This is a genomic window from Rhizobacter sp. Root1221 (genome assembly GCF_001425785.1).
Taxonomy (GTDB): domain Bacteria; phylum Pseudomonadota; class Gammaproteobacteria; order Burkholderiales; family Burkholderiaceae_C; genus Rhizobacter.
In genome coordinates, this window is the sequence record NZ_LMDI01000005.1 from 57075 (window position 1) to 74973 (window position 17899).

Here is a 17899-nt window from a genome sequence, read left to right on the forward strand (position 1 = left end):
CGCCGAGGCCCCATCCGCCATGAGTCGCCATCTTCCCCGCCGTACCTTTCTCATCACAGCCGCCGCCTTGGTTGCGGCCTCCGTCCAGGCGCAGGGCTGGCCTTCCAAACCCATTCGCCTCATCGTGCCGTATGCCCCCGGCGGCCCGAGCGATGCGGTTGCGCGCCTGCTGGCCGAACGCATGCAACTCGGCCAGGCGGTGGTCGTAGAGAACCGCGCCGGGGCGAGCGGCATGACCGGCATGGACGCCGTCGCGAAATCGGTGCCCGACGGCCACACACTGGCCTTCGCGGCCGTCAGCCCCATCACCCTCAATCCGCATCTGGGCAAGGTGCCCTACGACCCGCAGAAGGATTTCGTGTCGGTTGCACGCGTGATGTATTCGCCCGTCTATGTGGTCGCCACGTCCGCGTTCAAGGGCAAGACCTTCGCCGACGCCATCGCCCAGGCCAAGGAGCGCCCAGGCGAACTGAGCGTCGCCACGAGCGGCATGGGAAGCGTGGGCCACTTGATGCTGGCGCAGATATCGCGCAAGGCGCATGTGCAGTTCAACCACATCCCGTACAAGGGCAGCGGGCAGGTGACCAACGACGCCGCGGGCGGTGTGTTCGACCTCTTCACCACCAACCCCAGCCCCGCCGTCAATTCGCTGATCTCGCAAGGACGCCTGCACGTTCTCTCCGTGGCTGCACCGAAGCGTCTCGCGTCGATGCCGGACGTGCCGACACTCGACGAACTCGGCTACGCCGACGCCAACCTGAGCTCCATCTTCGGCATCTTCGCGCCGGCACACACCACCGCGGATGTGCAGAAGCGCATCCATGCCGAAGTGAATCGGGTGCTTGCGGACAACGACGTGCGGGAGCGGCTCGGCAAGCTCGGGTATGGCATCGACATCGGCAGCACCGAGCAGTTCGCCATGCAGGTGGGGAGGGAATTCGAGGCCAATGCGCGCATCGTCAAGGAGGCTGGCATCCGGATGGAATGACCGTGCCCTGGCGTCGAATCACCCCACCTTGCACGCCGCCAGCGCCGCCCCCTGCTCGAACACGAACTGCCGGAAGGCGGCGTTGACACCGGTGAGCACCGTGTCGCGGCGCTGCACGAAACACCAGTCGATGTGCTTGGGCATGTCCACCACGTCGAGCACCACCATCAGCCCGGCGGCCAGCTCCACCTGGAAGCTGTGGGCCGACAGGAAGCTGATGCCCATGCCACACATCACGGCCTGCTTGATGGTCTCGTTGCCGGCCAGTTCCATGCCGATGCGCACCTGGATCGACTGCGACTGCAGCAGGTGTTCGAAGAACTGCCGCGTGGCGGATCCGCTCTCGCGGAAGATGAAGTGTTCGTCGCGCAGGTCGTTCCACGAGAGGCGCTTGCGCCGCGCGAGCGGGTGGTCCGGTGGTGCGACGATGCAGTGCGGGTGGCGCGCGAAACTCGCGGCCTCCACGTCGGCTTCCGACGGCGGGTAGCCGCTGATGGCCAGGTCCAGCCGGTGCTCTTGCAGCATCGCGAGCACCTCGTTGCGCTTGGCCACGGTGAGCTTCAGGCGCACGTCGGGGTGCAGGCGGTGGAACTCGTGGAGCAGGCGCGGCGCGAAGTAGTGCGCGGTGGACACCACCCCGAGGTGCAGCAACCCGCGCGCGCCCCGGGCGCCCCCGGTGGCCTCGGCTTCGTACACGGCCATGGCCTCCTCGGCCGCACGCGACTGCGCGAGGATCACGCGGGCGTGCAGCAGCAGGTCCTGGCCGGCATCGGTCAGGCGCTGGCGCTGCGGGGGCTCGAACAGCACCACCCCCAGGTCCGACTCCAGTTGCCGCACCTGCATCGACACGGCCGGCTGGCTCATGCCCAGCTGTTCCGCGGCACGCGAGAAGCTGCTGCAGCTGGCGATGGTCTCGAAAATCCGCAAGTGGCGGAGGTTGAAGGTCTTCATGCCACACCCCTTCTGTTCGGGACTTTCCCGGAGCCCACGCCCGGTGCCGGGCCGCTGCTAGCCCTGCAGGGGCACGTTGACACGTCGAAGCACTGCAACATAAGGACTTCCTGATGGTTTGCATCAGAGTCTATCAATTGCTCCTGAACGGATCGCTGCTTAAAGTCGGTCCCCATGAACACCCCGACGCCCCCCTTCCAGCCCTTCCCCCGGTGGGACGACAGCCGCACCGCGGCACTCGACGAACCGGGCCTGCTGCTGTACCGCTCGAACCTCCTCGGCTCCGACCTGCGCATCACCAACTACGGTGGCGGCAACACGTCGGCGAAGGTGTGGCAGCGCGACCCGCTCACCGGCCAGCAGGTCGAGGTGCTGTGGGTGAAGGGGTCGGGCGGCGACGTGGGGTCGATGAAGCTCGACGGCTTTTCCACGCTGTACATGGACAAGCTCCGCGCGCTCAAGGGCCTGTACCGCGGCCTCGCGCAGGAAGACGAGATGGTGGCCTACCTGCCCCACTGCACGTTCAACCTGAACGGCCGCGCGGCGTCCATCGACACCCCGCTGCATTCATCGCTGCCGTACGCCCACGTGGATCACATGCACCCCGACGCGGTGATCGCCATCGCGGCGATGGAACATTCCGAGGCCCTCACGAAAAAAGTGTTCGAGGGCACGGTGGGCTGGATGCCGTGGCTGCGCCCGGGCTACGAACTGGGCCAGCAGCTGGCCGCGTACGACGCGGCCCATCCCGGCCTGCGTGGCATCGTGCTCGGCGGGCACGGTCTCTTCAGCTGGGGCGACACGTCGAAGGCGTGTTTCGAGAACACCGTGGACCTGATCGAACGGGCCCAGTCGTGGCTCGCCCAGGAGCGGGCGGCGCGCCAGGTGAAAGTGTTCGGCGGCGCGTGTGTCGACACGCTGGCCGTGGCCGACCGCGACACCACGCTGGCCCGTGTGCTGCCGGTGCTCCGTGGCCTGGCCGCCCAAGGGGTGCCGAAGCTGCTGCACCTGAACACGTCGCCCGAGGTGCTCGAGTTCGTCAACTCCGTCGAGCTGGAACCGCTGGCCGCGTTGGGCACGTCGTGCCCAGACCACTTCCTGCGCACGAAGATCCGCCCGCTGGTGGTGCCCGAGGCCGTGTACCGCCTCGACGGTGATGCGCTGAAGCAGGCGCTCGACGGCCTGCTGACGGGCTACCGCGCCGACTACGGCGCGTACTACGAACGCAACAAGCGGCCCACCAGCCCGCCGCTGCGCGACCCGAACCCGGTGGTGATCCTGCTGCCGCGCATCGGCATGGTGACCATCGCGAAGGACAAGGCCACGGCCCGCATCGCCGGGGAGTTCTACGTCAACGCCATCAACGTGATGCGCGAGGCCAACGCGGTGGACCGCTACGTGGGCCTGCCCGAGCAGGAGGCGTTCGACATCGAGTACTGGCTGCTGGAAGAAGCGAAGCTCCAGCGCATGCCGAAGCCGAAACCCCTGGTGGGCAAGGTGGGGCTCGTGACCGGTGGCGCCGGTGGCATCGGCCAGGCGATCGCCCGGCGGTTCCTCGCCGAGGGCGGCTGCGTGGTGCTGGCCGACATCGACGAGGAGGCGCTGGCCACCGTCACCGCCGACCTGTCCCGTGCGCACGGTGCGGACCACGTGCGCGGCGTGCGCTGCGACGTGACTGACGAGGCCAGCGTGATTGCCGCGTTCGACCGCGCCGCCATCGAGTTCGGCGGCGTGGACATCCTGGTGAGCAACGCGGGCATCGCGTCGGCCGCACCCATCGAGGACACCACGCTCGCGCTGTGGAACCGCAACCAGAGCATCCTCGCCACCGGCTACTTCCTCGTGGGCCGGGAGGCGTTCCGGCAGATGAAGACCCAGGGCACGGGTGGCGCCATCGTGATGATCGCCAGCAAGAACGGCATGGTGGCGAGCAACCAGGCCACCGCCTACTGCGCGGCCAAGGCCGCCGAGATCCAGCTGAGCCGCAGCTTCGCGCTCGAAGGGGCACCGCTTGGCATCCGCTCGAACGTGGTGAACCCGGACGCGGTGATCCGCGGCTCGAAGATCTGGACGGGCAAGTGGAGCGAGGAGCGCGCGGCGGCCAACAAGATCGGCGAGGACGACCTCGAGGCGTTCTACCGCGACCGCTCGATGCTCAAGCGCAGCGTGTTCCCCGAGGACATCGCCGAGGCCGCGTACTTCTTCGCGGCCGAACACCTGAGCGCCAAGAGCACGGGCAACATCCTCAACGTCGACGCGGGCAACCTCGCCGCGTTCACCCGCTGACCACCAGGACACCGCCATGAACACCGGCATCGACGCGGGCCTCGTCGCCTCGCACAACGACAAGCTGCAGCACCACCTGCAGAACGACTACCAGCACCTGGGCGAACAGCTCGCGCGCCGCCACATCGACATCGACCGCGTGCGCGCGCAGGTGGCCGCCTTCGGCGTGGCCATCCCCAGCTGGGGCGTGGGCACCGGCGGCACCCGCTTCGCCCGGTTCCCGGGGCCGGGTGAACCGCGCCACGTGTTCGACAAGCTGGAGGACTGTGGCGTGATCCACCAGCTGGCCCGCGCCACGCCCACCGTGTCGTTGCACATCCCGTGGGACAAGTGCTCCGACTGGCGCGAGCTGCGGGGAGCAGCCACCGCCCTCGGCCTGTCGTTCGACGCGATGAACTCCAACACCTTCTCCGACCAGAAGGACCAGGCCCACAGCTACAAGTTCGGCAGCCTCACGCACACCGACGCGGGCACCCGCGCGCAGGCCGTGGCACACAACCTCGAGTGCATCGAGATCGGCCGCCAGCTGGGCAGCACCGCGCTCACCGTGTGGGTGGGTGACGGCAGCAACTTCCCCGGCCAGCAGCACTTCCGCCGCGCGTTCGACCGCTACCTCGACAGCACGCGCCAGATCTACGCTGCGCTGCCGGCCGACTGGCGCATGTTCCTCGAACACAAGATCAACGAGCCGGCCTTCTACAGCACGGTGATCCAGGACTGGGGCAGCAGTTACCTCGCGGCCACCGCCCTCGGCCCGCAGGCGCAGTGCCTCGTGGACCTGGGCCACCACGCGCCCAACGTGAACATCGAGATGATCGTGGCCCGCCTGGTCGCCGCGGGCAAGCTCGCCGGTTTCCACTTCAACGACAGCAAGTACGGCGACGACGACCTCGACGCCGGCAGCGTGTCGCCGTACCGCCTGTTCCTCGTGTTCAACGAGCTGGTGGCCGCGGCCCATGAGCAGGTGCCGGGCTTCGACCCCGCGTACATGCTGGACCAGAGCCACAACGTCACCGATCCGATCGAAAGCCTGATGACCAGCGCGGTGCAGGTGCAGCGCAGCTACGCGCAGGCGCTGCTCGTCGACCGCGACGCCCTCGATGCCGCGCAGGAGGCCAACGACGCGATGACCGCCACCCACCTGCTGAAGGCCGCGTTCCAGACCGACGTGACACCGCTGCTGCAACAGGTGCGGCGCGACGCCGGCGGGGCGATCGACCCCGTGGCCGTGTACCGCGCGAGCGGCTACCGCCGACAGGCGGCCGAGGCCCGCCCGGCCGTGGCCGGCGGTGGTGGCGGCATCGTCTGACACCGCGACCAGGTTCCACCCGCGTCGCGGTTTGCGGCGCTTATCCCTACCGAGAGAGATGACCCCATGAGAACAACACGCTTGCACCTCTTTGCCGCCGCTGCGCTGACCCTGGGCCTGGCTGCCCCCGCGATGGCCGCCGACAAGATCGCCATCGTCGTCAAGAGCCTCGGCATCGGCTTCTTCGACGCCGCTCACCAGGGGGCGCTCGAAGCCGCCAAGGAACTGAAGGACGTCGAGATCCTCTACACCGGCCCGGCCAAACCCACCGCCGAAGGCCAGATCGAGATCATCAACTCGCTGATCGCGCAGAACGTCAAGGCCATCGTGATCTCGGCCAACGACCCCGATGCGCTGGTGCCGGTGACCAAGAAGGCCATGGCCCGCGGCATCAAGGTCATCTCATTCGACTCGGCCGTGCGCAAGGACGGACGCCTGATGCACCTGGCCCCGTCGAACAACGCGCTCATCGGCGAGAAGCTCGTGAAGATGGCCGAGCAGGTGGCGGGCAAGACCGGCGAGATCGCCGTGCTGTCGGCCACCGCGCAGGCCACGAACCAGAACACGTGGATCGCCGAGATGAAGAAGACGCTCGCGCAGCCGGCCTACAGCGGCCTGAAGCTCGTCAGCGTCGTGTACGGCGACGACCAGACCGACAAGAGCTACCGCGAAGCGCAGGGCCTCTTCAAGAGCTACCCGAACCTGAAGGCCATCGTGGCCCCCACCACCGTGGGCATCGCCGCGGCCGGCAAGGCCGTGCTCGATGAAAAGAAGGTGGGCCAGGTGTTCGTGACCGGCCTCGGGTTGCCGTCGGAGATGGCGGGCCACGTGCGCAGTGGCGCGGTCAAGTCGTTTGCCATCTGGAATCCGATCGACCTCGGCTACTCGTCGGTGCACATCGCCCACGCGTTCATCAAGGGCACGGCCAAGGGCACGCCGGGTGAAAAGATCTCGCTCGGCCGGGTGGGCACGGCCACGCTGGACAAGGACAATGAGGCTGCGATGGCCGAGCCGTTCACGTACGACGCGAGCAACATCGAGCAGTTCGCCAAGGTCTTCTGATCGACGTTCCGGATGCCCTGCGCCATGACCGTTGTCTCTCCGTTGCCGTTCCTCTCGCTGCGTGGCATCCACAAGCGTTTCGGCCCCACCCACGCCCTGAAGGGCGTGGACCTGGACCTGGTGCCGGGCGAGGCGCTGGCACTCATCGGTGAAAACGGCGCGGGCAAGTCCACGCTCGTGAAAACCCTCACCGGCGTGCACGCCGCCGACGAGGGCCAGATCCTCGTCGAGGGCCGGGTCTGCAGCTTCCTGCGGGCCCGCGACGCGCAGGCCGCCGGCATCGCCGCCGTGCACCAGGAAACGGTGATGTTCGACGAGCTGAGCGCCGCCGAGAACATCTTCATCGGCCGGCAGCCCATGCGCCGCATGGGCCCGTTCGAGGTGATCGACTGGGCGCGCATGAACCGCGAGGCCCAGGTGGTGCTCGACCGCGTGGGTGCCGGCTTTGCCGCCACCACGCTCGTGCGCCACCTGAGCCTCGGGCAGCGCCACCTGATCGAGATCGCCCGCGCGCTGTCGCAGGATGCGCGGGTGGTGATCCTCGACGAACCCACCGCGGCGCTGTCGCAGCAGGAGATCCGCGAGTTCTACGAGCTCGTGCGCGGCCTGAAGGCGCACGGCGTGGCGGTGCTCTTCATCACGCACAAGTTCGACGAGATCTTCGCGGTGTGCGACCGCTACGTGGTGCTGCGCGATGGCGCGTCCGTGGGCAGCGGGGCCATCGCGGACGCGGACGAACCCACCCTGGTGCGGCTGATGGCCGGCCGCGCGATCGACCAGGTGTACCCGCCCATCACCACCCAGCCGGGCGAGGTGGTGATGACGGTGAAGGGCCTGAGCCACCCCACCGAGTTCGCCGACGTGGGCTTCGAACTGCGGCGCGGCGAGATCCTCGGTTTCTACGGCCTGATCGGCGCCGGGCGCAGCGAGGCGATGCTGGCGCTGATGGGCCTCAAGCCTGAGGCGTCGGGCCACGTGACGGTGGAGGGGAAGTCCCTCGACATCCGCCAGCCCGCCGATGCCATCACCGCCGGGCTCGCCTACGTGCCCGAGGAGCGCCAGCGCCAGGGCGGGGTGCTCAATTTCTCGGTGCGCCACAACATCAGCCTGGCCGGCCTCGCGGGCCGCGGCCGGTGCAAGACACCGCTGTCGCGCGGGCACTGGCTGTCGCCCGCCCGTGAAGAATCGTTTGCCGCGGGGCTCATCGAGCGGCTGCGCATCCGCACCGCCGACCAGCACACGCCGCTGTCCGGCCTGTCGGGTGGCAACCAGCAGAAGGTCGTGATTGCCAAGTGGCTCGGGCTCGACCCGCGCATCGTGATCCTCGACGAACCCACGAAGGGCATCGACGTGGGCGCCAAGCAGGCGGTCTACCAACTCATTGCCGAAATGGTGGCGCAGGGCCTCGCGGTGATCCTCGTGTCGTCCGAGCTGCCCGAGGTGATGCACCTCGCGCACCGGGTGATCGTGATGAAACGCGGCCGCCAGGTGGCCGAATTCGCGAAGGGCGAGGCCGATGCCGAAGCGCTCGTGGCCGCGGCGTCCGGGCTGGCACGGCCGCCGGGGGCGGTGGTGCCGCTGCCGTTGCACCCCCTGAACACGGAGCTGGCCGCATGAAAAACGCGTTCGCTGCCCGCCGCGAGTGGTTGCTGCTGGCGATCATCGTGGCCATCGTGCTGGCCGTGGGGGCCCGCGCGCCGGTGTTCCTCAGCTGGCGCAACGTGCTCGACATCGGCAACGACTCGGCCATCCTCGCCATCCTGGTGATGGGGCAGATGCTGGTGCTGCTGACCCGCGGGGTCGACCTCTCGGTGGCGTCGAACCTCGCGCTCACCGGCATGCTGTGTGCGCTGGCCGGGCGGGCATGGCCCGGCGTGCCGCTGCCGTTGCTGATCGTGATGGCCTGCGGCATCGGCGCGCTGCTCGGTTTCGTCAATGGCTGGTTGATCATGCGGTTCGACCTGCCGGCCATCGTGGTCACGCTGGGCACCATGTCGGCCTACCGCGGCGCCATCTTCGTGGCCAGCGGTGGCGCATGGGTCAACGACCACCAGATCCACCCGGCCATCAAGGGCCTCCCACGCGAGACACTGCTGGGGCTGCCGGTGCTCATCTGGTTCGCCGCGGCCGTGGTGCTGCTGGCCACCGTGCTGCTGCGGTGGCGCCGCGAGGGCCGCGAGCTGTATGCGTTCGGTGGCAACCCGTCGGCCGCACGGTACGCGGGCATCCCGGTGCAGCGCCGGCTCGTGATGGCGTACACCTTGTGCGGGGCGCTCGCGGGCCTCGCCGGGCTGCTGTGGGTGGGGCGCTATTCCATCGCGTTCACCGAACTGGCCTCGGGTTATGAACTCACCGTGATCGCCGCGTGCGTGATCGGCGGGGTCAGCATCGGCGGGGGCGTGGGTTCGGTGAGCGGCGCCGTGCTGGGGGTGCTGTTCATCGGGGTGATCAACGGGGCGCTGCCCGTGATCCAGGTGTCGCCGTTCTGGCAGCAGGCCATCGCGGGCGCGGTGATCCTGGTCTCGGTGGTGCTCAACGCCCGCGCCGACCGCAGCCGCGGCCGGCAGATCCTCGAGCGGCCGGGCACCGCGTTGAAAGGAGCCGCCGCATGAAGGCGCTGGACACCTGGGAGCGTGTGCTCGTTGCGCTGATCGTGGCGGTGTACGTGGCCTTCGGGCTCGGCATCGACGGTTTCCTGTCGCCGTACGCGGTGGCCGACAGCACGTACAACTTCTCCGAGAAGGCGCTGATTGCGCTGGCCATGGCACTGCTGGTGATTGCCGGCGACATCGACCTGTCGATCGCGGCCACCATGGCGCTCGCCTCGCTGGCCATGGGCTTTGCGATGAAGGCGGGCGCCGGACTGCCGCTGATGCTGGTCGCCGGCGTGGCCGTGGGGGCGGCGTGCGGCGCGCTCAACGGCTGGCTCGTGACGCGGTGGAAGCTGCCGTCGATCGTGGTCACCATCGGCACGCTGTCGCTGTACCGCGGCCTGGCCCAGGTGGTTCTGGGCGACCAGGCCATCACGGGCTACCCCGAGACCCTGAGCCAATGGGGCAACGGCACGGTCGGTGACCTGCTGGGCCTGCCATGGCTGATCGTGCCCATCGAGTTCGCCGTGCTGGTGGTGATGGCGCTGGCCGTGGGCCTGTTCCTGCACCACACCGTGCATGGCCGCCGTGTCTATGCGATCGGGGCCAACCCGGTGGCGTCGCGGTTCTCCGGCATCGCGGTGGACCGCTACCGCTTCGGCCTGTTCGTGTTCGCCGGCGTGATGGCGGCCCTGGCGGCCGTGCTGCTCACCGGCCGGATCGGCAGCACGCGGCCCAACCTGGCGATGGGCTGGGAGCTGGACGCGGTGACCATCGTGATCCTGGGCGGCGTGGCCATCGAAGGTGGCCGGGGCAGCATCCTGGGCACCGTGCTCGCCGCCGTGCTGCTGGGCAGTTTCACCTTTGCGCTCGGCATGCTCAACGTGTCGGGCATCGTGATGTCGATGATCGTGGGCGTGCTGCTGATCGTGGCGATGGTGCTGCCGCGTGGTCTCCGCCTGCTGCGGCCCACCGGGTGGAAAGCCGCATGACCGAGAAGATCGCGTTCCGCATGTTCCTGAACCCGGGGTGCATGGCCGAGTACCAGGCGCGGCACGATGCCCTGTGGCCCGACCTGGCGCAGCTGCTGAAGGCCAGCGGCATCCACGACTACAGCATCTACCTGGACACCGAACACCACACGCTGTTCGCCGTGTTGCGCCGCGAGGCCGGCCACACGATGGACCAGTTGCCGGCGCACCCGGTGATGCAGCGCTGGTGGGCCCACATGGCCGACCTGATGCGCACGAACCCGGATGGGTCACCGGTGGTCGAACCGCTGCCGTGTGTGTTCCACCTGCCATGAACGAGGCCCTCGACCACACGCTGGTGATCGACATCGGCAAGAGCAACGCGAAGCTGCTGGTGATCTCGCCCGAGGGCGACGTGATGGCCCAACGCGGCCGTGCCAACGCCCCGGTGCCCGGGCCCGGCTACACCGCGCTCGGCGTGGAGGCATTGCAGCAATGGCTGTGCGACGAGGTGCCTGGCTTGCCGCACCGCGAACGCATCGGCCGCATCGGCATCGGCACCCACGGCGCCGCGTTCTGCGCCATCGGCGACCACGGCCTCGTACTGCCCCCCATCGACTACGAATGGGACGGGTATGGCGATCACCGCGCTGCGTTCGAGGCGGCGGTGGACCCCTTCGCCCACACCGGCTCGCCGCACCTGCCGAAGGGCCTGAACGCTGGCTTGCAGGTCGACTGGGTGCGCCACACCCGGCCCGACGCGTGGGCGCGCATCCGCCACTGGGTGCCGTACCCGCAGTACTGGGCCTGGTGGCTGACCGGCGTGGCGGCGAGCGAGGTGTCTTCGCTCGGCTGCCACACGCACCTGTGGTCGCCGGCCGACGGCACCTTCTCCCGGTGGGCGCAGGCCGCGGGCATCGCCGAACGGTTTGCACCGGTGCGAGCCGCCTGGGACGTGCTGGGCCCGCTGACCCCGGCGATGGCCACGAGGCTCGGGCTGCCCGCCGCGTGCGAGGTGGTCTGTGGTGTGCATGACAGCAACGCGTGCCTCGCGCGGTACCTCGACACCCCGCGGGCCACGCTGCTGACCACCGGCACATGGACCATCGCGATGGCACCGGGCGCGCAGGCCCCGGCGCTGCGCCCCGAACGCGACGAACTCGTCAACGTGGCCGTCGACGGCCGGCCCGTGCCCACCGCGCGGTTCATGGGCGGCCGTGAGTTCGAGGCCGTGTGTGCAGGCGCCCCGCCGTCACTCGCCACGCACGAAGCCCTGGCCGCCGTGGTGGCCGCCGGCTGGTCGGTGACGCCATCGTTCGCCGACGCGGGGGGGCCGTTTCTCGGGCGGGCTGGCGCGGTGTGGTGCCTGGGGCAGCAGGTGGCGGGCGGGGTGCCCGCGGTGCCTGCTGCGCTGCGTCCGGCGCTGGCAGCGCTCTACTGCGCGCAGGTGAGCAGCGTGCTCGTGCGTGCGCTCGGAGCCGATGGTCCGGTGATCGTGGAGGGGCCCCTCGCCCGCAACCCGGCCTTCGTGACCGCATTGGCCGCGCTGGCAGGCGACGTGGTGCGCTCCGACGACCCGCTGGAAGGCACTGCACGCGGCACGTGGCAGCTGGCGCGCCGGGGTGTCCGCAGCCCCGTGCACCTCGACCGCATCGACCCGCCATCGCCCGCGCTCGCCGCGGCGTTGCGCCGCCATCACGACACCTGGCACACGCTGATCGCCTCCCAACCATGACCGTCATCACCCACATCGAGGACCTGCGGGTCCTGGCCGAACGGCGTGTGCCCCGCATGTTCTACGACTACGCCGATTCGGGGTCATGGACCGAAGGCACCTACCGCGCGAACGAAACCGAGTTCCAGAAGATCCGGCTGCGCCAGCGCGTGGCGGTGCCGATGGACAACCGCAGCACCGCCACCCGCATGGCCGGCGTGGACGTGGCCATGCCGGTGGCGATCGCCCCGGTGGGGCTCACCGGCATGCAGCATGCCGACGGCGAGATCCTCGCTGCGCGCGCTGCGGCGGCCTTCGGCGTGCCGTTCACGTTGTCCACGATGAGCATCTGCTCCATCGAGGACGTGGCCGCCGCCACCCGCGCGCCGTTCTGGTTCCAGCTCTACTGGATGCGCGACCGCGACTTCATGGAACGCCTGATGGACCGCGCCGCCGCTGCCGGTTGTTCCGCGCTGGTGCTCACGCTCGACCTCCAGGTGCTCGGCCAGCGGCACAAGGACTTGAAAAACGGCATGACCGCGCCGCCCAAGCCCACGTTCGCCAACCTCGTGAACCTGGCGACGAAACCGCGCTGGTGCCTCGGCATGGCCCGCACCCCGCGCCGCGGGTTCGGCAACCTGATCGGGCACGCGAAGGGGGTCAGCGACATGTCGTCGCTGGGCGCCTGGACCCGCGAGCAGTTCGACCCGCAACTGAGCTGGGACGACGTGGCGTGGATCCGCCGCCGCTGGACGGGCAAGCTGATCCTGAAGGGCATCATGGTGGAGGAAGACGCCCGGCTCGCCGCCGAAAGCGGTGCCGACGCCCTGGTGGTCAGCAACCACGGTGGCCGCCAGCTCGATGGCGCGCCCAGTTCCATCGAGGCACTGCCGGCCATCGCCGCGGCGGTGGGCCGCGACATCGAGGTGTGGATGGACGGTGGCATCCGCTCGGGCCAGGACGTGCTGAAGGCCTGGGCCCTCGGCGCCCGCGGCACGCTGGTCGGCCGGGCGATGGTCTACGGCCTCGGGGCGATGGGCGAGGCTGGCGTGACCCGTGCACTCGAGGTCATCCACAAGGAGCTCGACCTCACGATGGCCTTCTGCGGCTGCACGCGCATCGCGCAGGTGGACAGGCACGTGCTGGTACCGGGGACGTTTCCGGGGTGACTCCCCACCGTCATCCGGGCGAGAGAACAAGATGTCATCCCGGCGAAGGCCGGGATCCTCACCGGTCAGCGGGAACGGCTCGTGTTCAGCGCCTCGGTTGACACCCCGTGTCTCAGGTGAGCGCCTGACCTCAGCGAACCAGCGATACCCCAAGCCAGACGACCACCGCCGCCCGGATGCTTGGCACCGGTGGAGACCCCGGCCTGCGCCGGGGCGACAGCCGTTTTTTTTTCCCCGACAGGAGTGGGCCCCCGCCGGGCTGACGGATGCATCAGTTGTCCGGCTTGACCTTCGCCCGCGCGATCACCGGCTTCCAACGCTGCTGTTCGGCAGCGATGAACTTCGCGAACTCGGCGGGCGAACTGCCCACCGCGATCGCGGCGTCGTTGCTGAAGTGCTGCAGCGAGGCCGGGGTGTTGACGGCCTTGGCCGCCGCGGCCGCGAGGATGTCGGCGGCCTGCTGGGGCAGGTTGGCCGGGGCCAGCAGCCCGTACCACTGGGTCATCTCGAAGCCCGGGAAACCCTGCTCGGCCACGGTGGGCACGTCGGGCAGCTGGGGGATGCGCTGCGGGGTGCCGGTGGCGATGCAGCGCAGCTTGCCCGTCTTGATGAACTGGAGCACCGCGGGTGCACCCACGGAGGCGGCGTCGAGCCTGCCCGCGATCAGGTCGGTCAGCTGCGGGCCCGTGCCGCGGTAGGGCACGTGGGTGATGAAGGTGTTCGTCGCCATCTTCAGGTATTCGAACGCCAGGTGGCCCGCGCTGCCGTTGCCAGCCGAGCCGTAGTTCAGCTGCCCGGGCCTGGACTTGGCCAGCGCGATGAACTCCTTCAGGTTTTTCGCCGGCACGTCGTTGTTGACGAGGTACAGGCTCGGCACCTTGGCCAGCAGCGAGATGGGGCGGAAGTCCTTGTTGGTGTCGTACGGCAGCTTGTCGAAGATGTACGGGTTCACCGCCAGCGTGCCGATGTGGCCGAGGATCAGCGTGTGCAGGTCGGTGGCCCGCGCCACCTCCTGCATCGCCACGTTGCCGGCGCCCCCGGGTTTGTTGTCGACGAAGACGCTCTGGCCCAGCAGTTTCGTGAGTTCGAAGGCCGTGGCCCGCGCCACGATCTCCGAACTGCCGCCCGGCGCGAACGGCACCACGAAACGGACCGGTTTGCTGGGCCAGGTGCCCTGGGCCATCGAGCGTTGCGGGAAGGCGCCCGCCAGGCCGAGGCCGGTGAGGCCGGCGAGTGCCTGGCGGCGGGTGAACGGGGTCGAGGTCATGGGGTGTCTCCGGTTGAGCGTGCCATCGTGCGGCGGGGAACCTTTCAAACCCATTTCAGAACGGCCCCCGAGGCGCCGTTCTCAGGGTAAACCGCAGGAAAGAGCGGTGCCAGAATGCCCCATGCGCATCCTCCTGGCCGAAGACGAACACAAGCTGGCGCTGTGGCTCGTCAAGGCGCTTCAGCAGTCCGGTTTCAACGTCGACTGGGTCGACCACGGGAGCCTGGCCGAGCGAGCCCTCGACGAACACGACTACGACGTGCTGGTGCTGGACCTCGGCCTGCCGGGGCGCTCGGGCCACGAGGTTCTCCAGCGCCTGCGGGCCAGGGACCACCGGCTGCCGGTGCTGATCCTGACCGCACGCGACTCGCTCTCAGAACGCGTGAACTCGCTCAACGAAGGCGCCGACGATTTCCTTGCCAAGCCGTTTGCGCTGGCCGAACTGGAGGCGCGCCTCACGGCGCTGGTGCGCCGCGCGCGGGGCATCGAGCACCCGCGTCTCGCGTGCGGGCCCCTCGCATTCGACACCGTGACCCGTCAGTTCGTGCTGGACCGCGAAGCCCTTGTGTTGTCGCCGCGCGAACAGTCGCTGCTGCGTTGCCTGCTGCAGCGCAGTGGCGAACCGCTGTCGCGCCAGCAGATCATCGACCGCGTTTTTTCCGACGAGGACGCCGTGCTGCCGACCGCGGTGGACGTGCTCGTGCACCGTGTGCGCAAGCGCCTGGAGCACAGCGGCGTGCGCATCGCGACGTACCGGGGACTGGGATATGTTCTGGAAGAAGACGCGGCGCCTGACGCTTAGGGCCCAGGTCCTCGCGCTGCTGCTGCCAGGCATGGCCGGCATCCTCGCGGTGGAGTTGTGGTTCACGCAGGCGGATGCGCTCGAAGCCGCCAACGCCGCCTTCGACCGCTCGCTGCTGGGGGCGATTCGCTCGCTCGACCTGAACGTGTCCACCGACACCGGCGGCCTCGCGGTGGAACTGCCGTATCGCCTCTTCGAGATTTTCCAGCTCACCGCGGGCGGCAACGTGCACTTTCGAGTGGCCACGGCCGATGGCCTCGTCGAGATCGGCAGCCCGGACCTGCCCAAACCCGCCGAGATGCCCCGGCCCGGCGAGCCGGTGTTCTACGACGCCACGTACTTCGGCGAAAGCGTGCGCGTGGGCACGTACGTCCGGCGCCTCGACAAGCCGGTGGGGGGCGCGCACGAGCTCGTGATCCAGGTGGCCGAAAACGCCGCGGGCCGCCGCCAGTTCACGCGCCGGTTCGTCTGGCATGCGGCCGTGCGGGACGGGTCGCTGCTCGCGGCCTTCGGGCTCACGCTGGCGCTGCTGATGGCGCTGGCGCTGCGGCCGCTGTCGCATCTGGCGGCCCAGGTGGTTCACCGCCACGCAGACGACCTGCGCGCCTTGCCGGACGGTGACCTGCCCGCCGACCTGCGCCCGCTCGTGGTGGCCGTGAACGACCAGATGGCGCGCACGCGCGAGGTGCTGGCGCGCGAGCGGGCCTTCCTCGACGACGCGTCGCACCAGCTGCGCACGCCGCTCGCCACGCTGCGCGCGCAGGTCGACTACGGCCTGCGCGAGCCGGACCCGCGGAAGGTGCAGGACACCCTGCGGGCCGTGTCGTTGCAGCTGGACGATGCGGTGCGTGGCACGAACCAGCTGCTCGCGATGGCCCGCACCGACACCGCGGCACTGCAGGCCGATCCGGTGGACCTCGAGTCGCTGGTGCGCGACGTGGCCTTGGCGCTGCTGCCCCAGGCCCGGGCCCGTGACCTCGACTTCGGCGTGCACGTGGCGCAGAGCCCGTGCCTGGCCACCGGCGATGCGGCGCTTCTGCGCGAGGCGCTCACGAACCTCGCGCACAACGCGATCAAGCACACGCCACCGCGAAGCGAGGTCACGCTGGAGGCGGCCGCCGACACGCTCGGGTTCAGCCTGTCGGTGCAGGACAGCGGGCCGGGCTTGTCGGCCGACGTGGTGTCCCGCGCCGGCGAGCGGTTCGTCAAGGGGCGAGGCAGCAACGGGGCGGGCCTCGGCCTCGCGATCGCCAAGGCCATCGTCGAGCGTCATGGCGGCACCATGCGCCTGCGGTCGAACGAGGGCCGACCCGGGTTGCACGTGCACTTGTGGTGGCCACGGTCACCGTCACCGGAGGGCGGACGATGACCCAGCCTGCCCGATCCTGGTGGCGTGCCGCAGCCGCGCTGGTGCTGGCGTTTGCCGGTACCGCGCTGCACGCGGGACCGCTCGACGGGCCCGAGTGCGTGGTGCCCGCCAAACCCGGCGGCGGCTTCGACCTCACCTGCCGCCTGGCCCGGTCGATGCTGGCGGCGGGGAAGGCCGCCGGGCAGCCGGAGATGACCTTGAGCTACCTGCCCGGTGGCATCGGCGCGCTGGCGTTCGACACCTTCGTGCGGCAGCGGACGGCGGACGACAACACCATCGTCGCGTTTTCCACGGGGTCGCTGCTGAACCTGGCGCAGGGCCGGTTCGGTGCACGCAGCGAGAAGGACGTGCGCTGGCTCGCGGCCATCGGGGCCGACCACGGTGTGATCGCGGTTGCGCGCAACTCGCCGTTCCGCACGCTCGGAGAGCTGGTGCAGGCCTTGCGCAGCCGGCCCAACGACATCGCTTTCGGCGCCGGCGGCACCATCGGCAGCCAGGACTGGGTCAAGGCCGCGCTGCTCGCCCGTGCGGCGGGGGTCAGCCACAAGGTCATCCGGTTCGTGGCCTTCGAAGGGGGCGGTGACGCGCTGAAGGCACTGGAAGGAGGCCATGTGCAGGTGGTGGCGGGCGATGCGGCCGAACTCACGCTGCACCTCGCGCAGCACACGGGCGTGCGGGTGCTCGCGGTGTTGTCCGGGCAGCGCTTGCCCGGTCGGCTCGCCGCGGTGCCCACCGCGGGGGAGCAGGGCTTCGACATCCAGTGGGTCACGGTGCGCGGGTTCTACATGGGGCGCGGCGTCAGCGACACGGCCTTCCGGCAATGGGTGGATGCGTTCGAGCGCGCGCGCGGCACCCCCGCGTTCGTGGCCCGCCGCGCCGAACTGGGCCTGGCCCCGTTCTGGGCCACCGGCCCCGAGCTGGACCGGTTCATCACCGACGGCATGGCCCGCTACCGGCGGCTGGCGCAGGAGTTCCAGTTGCCGGTGCGCTGACACAGCCGGACACGAAAACGGGGGCCGGCGCAACACACGGGAAACGTCATGGTGTCAAGATGCCGAACAGAAGGGATGCAGGTAGGGCGCCGCGGTGCGCCGGCCCCTGCGAACGAACCTGTCCTGCCAGAGAACCACGGCCATGCACTCCGATCAGATGACCACGCCCCCGTTGGCGGCCCGGCCCGAGCGCCTGCAGGCTGCAATCCGCGCGCTTTCGGCGCTGCTGGAGGAGCCCGGGGCCGTCGGCACGGACCGCGTGACGGTGGCGCTGCTGCGCCGCCTGATGTGCCAGCTCAACCTGGTGCGGCTCGATGGCACGCGGGATATCGCCGTCGCCCCACGGGTGGCCGAACCGGTTCCAACGCCGCGGCGCCGGGGTTATGAGCGTATGAACGACAGCGAGTGAACCAGGGGCGTTTCCCTCT

The 17899-nt window shown here is 69.6% G+C and carries 16 protein-coding genes; 14 read left to right on the forward strand and 2 right to left on the reverse strand.

The genetic code is table 11. The features are described from left to right. The first annotated feature begins 19 nt into the window (after positions 1-19). Entirely contained in the window at positions 20-988 is a 969-nt protein-coding gene (locus ASC87_RS04930; protein ID WP_056657614.1) for a tripartite tricarboxylate transporter substrate binding protein, read from the forward strand. Positions 989-1006: 18 nt separating this feature from the next. On the opposite strand, the gene ASC87_RS04935 is transcribed toward ASC87_RS04930, so the two are convergent. Further along, positions 1007-1939 (reverse strand): LysR family transcriptional regulator, encoded by a 933-nt coding sequence (locus ASC87_RS04935; RefSeq protein ID WP_056657618.1) that lies wholly within the window; start codon positions 1937-1939, stop codon positions 1007-1009. Between the two features lie 174 nt (positions 1940-2113). Here ASC87_RS04935 and ASC87_RS04940 point away from each other — a divergent pair, with 174 nt between their 5' ends. The 9 genes from ASC87_RS04940 (at position 2114) to ASC87_RS04980 (ending at position 13041) form a co-directional block, all read left to right on the forward strand. Next, a complete protein-coding gene (locus tag ASC87_RS04940; RefSeq protein ID WP_056657621.1) occupies positions 2114-4225 on the forward strand; it encodes a bifunctional rhamnulose-1-phosphate aldolase/short-chain dehydrogenase in 2112 nt (703 codons plus the stop codon). 16 nt (positions 4226-4241) lie between these two features. Continuing rightward, complete coding sequence (gene rhaI, locus ASC87_RS04945) at positions 4242-5534, forward strand: L-rhamnose catabolism isomerase (RefSeq protein WP_056657624.1); 1293 nt, start codon at positions 4242-4244, stop codon at positions 5532-5534. A 66-nt stretch (positions 5535-5600) separates the two neighbouring features. Next, entirely contained in the window at positions 5601-6596 is a 996-nt protein-coding gene (gene rhaS / locus ASC87_RS04950; protein ID WP_056657627.1) for a rhamnose ABC transporter substrate-binding protein, read from the forward strand. A gap of 24 nt (positions 6597-6620) precedes the next feature. Then, on the forward strand, positions 6621-8213 hold the full coding sequence (locus tag ASC87_RS04955) for a sugar ABC transporter ATP-binding protein (protein ID WP_056657630.1): 1593 nt from the start codon (positions 6621-6623) through the stop codon (positions 8211-8213). Then, complete coding sequence (locus ASC87_RS04960; RefSeq protein ID WP_056657633.1) at positions 8210-9208, forward strand: ABC transporter permease; 999 nt, start codon at positions 8210-8212, stop codon at positions 9206-9208. The genes ASC87_RS04955 and ASC87_RS04960 overlap by 4 nt, the downstream gene beginning before the upstream one ends. Then, complete coding sequence (locus ASC87_RS04965) at positions 9205-10179, forward strand: ABC transporter permease (RefSeq protein ID WP_056657636.1); 975 nt, start codon at positions 9205-9207, stop codon at positions 10177-10179. Before ASC87_RS04960 ends, ASC87_RS04965 begins: the two co-directional genes overlap by 4 nt. Beyond that, a complete protein-coding gene (rhaM, locus tag ASC87_RS04970) occupies positions 10176-10493 on the forward strand; it encodes an L-rhamnose mutarotase (protein WP_056657639.1) in 318 nt (105 codons plus the stop codon). The genes ASC87_RS04965 and rhaM overlap by 4 nt, the downstream gene beginning before the upstream one ends. Beyond that, on the forward strand, positions 10490-11893 hold the full coding sequence (locus ASC87_RS04975) for an FGGY-family carbohydrate kinase (RefSeq protein WP_056657642.1): 1404 nt from the start codon (positions 10490-10492) through the stop codon (positions 11891-11893). Before rhaM ends, ASC87_RS04975 begins: the two co-directional genes overlap by 4 nt. Continuing rightward, the gene (locus tag ASC87_RS04980; RefSeq protein ID WP_056657645.1) at positions 11890-13041 is read left to right on the forward strand and encodes an alpha-hydroxy acid oxidase; all 1152 of its coding nucleotides are present in this window, start codon (positions 11890-11892) and stop codon (positions 13039-13041) included. The genes ASC87_RS04975 and ASC87_RS04980 overlap by 4 nt, the downstream gene beginning before the upstream one ends. A 271-nt stretch (positions 13042-13312) precedes the next feature. On the opposite strand, the gene ASC87_RS04985 is transcribed toward ASC87_RS04980, so the two are convergent. Beyond that, the gene (locus ASC87_RS04985) at positions 13313-14308 is read right to left on the reverse strand and encodes a tripartite tricarboxylate transporter substrate binding protein (protein ID WP_056657647.1); all 996 of its coding nucleotides are present in this window, start codon (positions 14306-14308) and stop codon (positions 13313-13315) included. A 121-nt stretch (positions 14309-14429) separates the two neighbouring features. Here ASC87_RS04985 and ASC87_RS04990 point away from each other — a divergent pair, with 121 nt between their 5' ends. From ASC87_RS04990 to ASC87_RS05005, 4 genes are all read left to right on the forward strand, one after another. Beyond that, positions 14430-15110, forward strand: coding sequence for a response regulator (locus tag ASC87_RS04990; RefSeq protein WP_056657649.1), 681 nt, complete (start codon positions 14430-14432; stop codon positions 15108-15110). Continuing rightward, on the forward strand, positions 15076-16479 hold the full coding sequence (locus ASC87_RS04995; RefSeq protein WP_056658095.1) for a sensor histidine kinase: 1404 nt from the start codon (positions 15076-15078) through the stop codon (positions 16477-16479). Before ASC87_RS04990 ends, ASC87_RS04995 begins: the two co-directional genes overlap by 35 nt. Beyond that, positions 16476-17471, forward strand: a complete 996-nt coding sequence (locus ASC87_RS05000) for a tripartite tricarboxylate transporter substrate binding protein (protein WP_056658099.1) — start codon at positions 16476-16478, stop codon at positions 17469-17471. Before ASC87_RS04995 ends, ASC87_RS05000 begins: the two co-directional genes overlap by 4 nt. A 142-nt stretch (positions 17472-17613) precedes the next feature. Then, positions 17614-17880 carry a hypothetical protein gene (locus tag ASC87_RS05005; protein WP_056657654.1) on the forward strand — a complete coding sequence of 89 codons (267 nt, stop codon included), beginning with the start codon at positions 17614-17616 and terminating at the stop codon, positions 17878-17880. Positions 17881-17899 lie beyond the last annotated feature (19 nt).

What these genes read in the sequence shown, in the direction of transcription:
- ASC87_RS04960 (WP_056657633.1), top strand. Translation starts at nt 8,210, where the DNA reads ATGAAAAACGCGTTCGCTGCCCGCCGCGAGTGGTTGCTGCTGGCGATC.
- ASC87_RS04975 (WP_056657642.1), top strand. Translation starts at nt 10,490, where the DNA reads ATGAACGAGGCCCTCGACCACACGCTGGTGATCGACATCGGCAAGAGC.
- ASC87_RS04995 (WP_056658095.1), top strand. Translation starts at nt 15,076, where the DNA reads ATGTTCTGGAAGAAGACGCGGCGCCTGACGCTTAGGGCCCAGGTCCTC.
- ASC87_RS04980 (WP_056657645.1), top strand. Translation starts at nt 11,890, where the DNA reads ATGACCGTCATCACCCACATCGAGGACCTGCGGGTCCTGGCCGAACGG.
- ASC87_RS04930 (WP_056657614.1), top strand. Translation starts at nt 20, where the DNA reads ATGAGTCGCCATCTTCCCCGCCGTACCTTTCTCATCACAGCCGCCGCC.
- ASC87_RS04985 (WP_056657647.1), bottom strand. Translation starts at nt 14,308, where the DNA reads ATGACCTCGACCCCGTTCACCCGCCGCCAGGCACTCGCCGGCCTCACC.
- ASC87_RS05005 (WP_056657654.1), top strand. Translation starts at nt 17,614, where the DNA reads ATGCACTCCGATCAGATGACCACGCCCCCGTTGGCGGCCCGGCCCGAG.
- ASC87_RS05000 (WP_056658099.1), top strand. Translation starts at nt 16,476, where the DNA reads ATGACCCAGCCTGCCCGATCCTGGTGGCGTGCCGCAGCCGCGCTGGTG.
- ASC87_RS04955 (WP_056657630.1), top strand. Translation starts at nt 6,621, where the DNA reads ATGACCGTTGTCTCTCCGTTGCCGTTCCTCTCGCTGCGTGGCATCCAC.
- ASC87_RS04990 (WP_056657649.1), top strand. Translation starts at nt 14,430, where the DNA reads ATGCGCATCCTCCTGGCCGAAGACGAACACAAGCTGGCGCTGTGGCTC.
- ASC87_RS04935 (WP_056657618.1), bottom strand. Translation starts at nt 1,939, where the DNA reads ATGAAGACCTTCAACCTCCGCCACTTGCGGATTTTCGAGACCATCGCC.
- rhaM (WP_056657639.1), top strand. Translation starts at nt 10,176, where the DNA reads ATGACCGAGAAGATCGCGTTCCGCATGTTCCTGAACCCGGGGTGCATG.
- ASC87_RS04965 (WP_056657636.1), top strand. Translation starts at nt 9,205, where the DNA reads ATGAAGGCGCTGGACACCTGGGAGCGTGTGCTCGTTGCGCTGATCGTG.
- rhaS (WP_056657627.1), top strand. Translation starts at nt 5,601, where the DNA reads ATGAGAACAACACGCTTGCACCTCTTTGCCGCCGCTGCGCTGACCCTG.
- ASC87_RS04940 (WP_056657621.1), top strand. Translation starts at nt 2,114, where the DNA reads ATGAACACCCCGACGCCCCCCTTCCAGCCCTTCCCCCGGTGGGACGAC.
- rhaI (WP_056657624.1), top strand. Translation starts at nt 4,242, where the DNA reads ATGAACACCGGCATCGACGCGGGCCTCGTCGCCTCGCACAACGACAAG.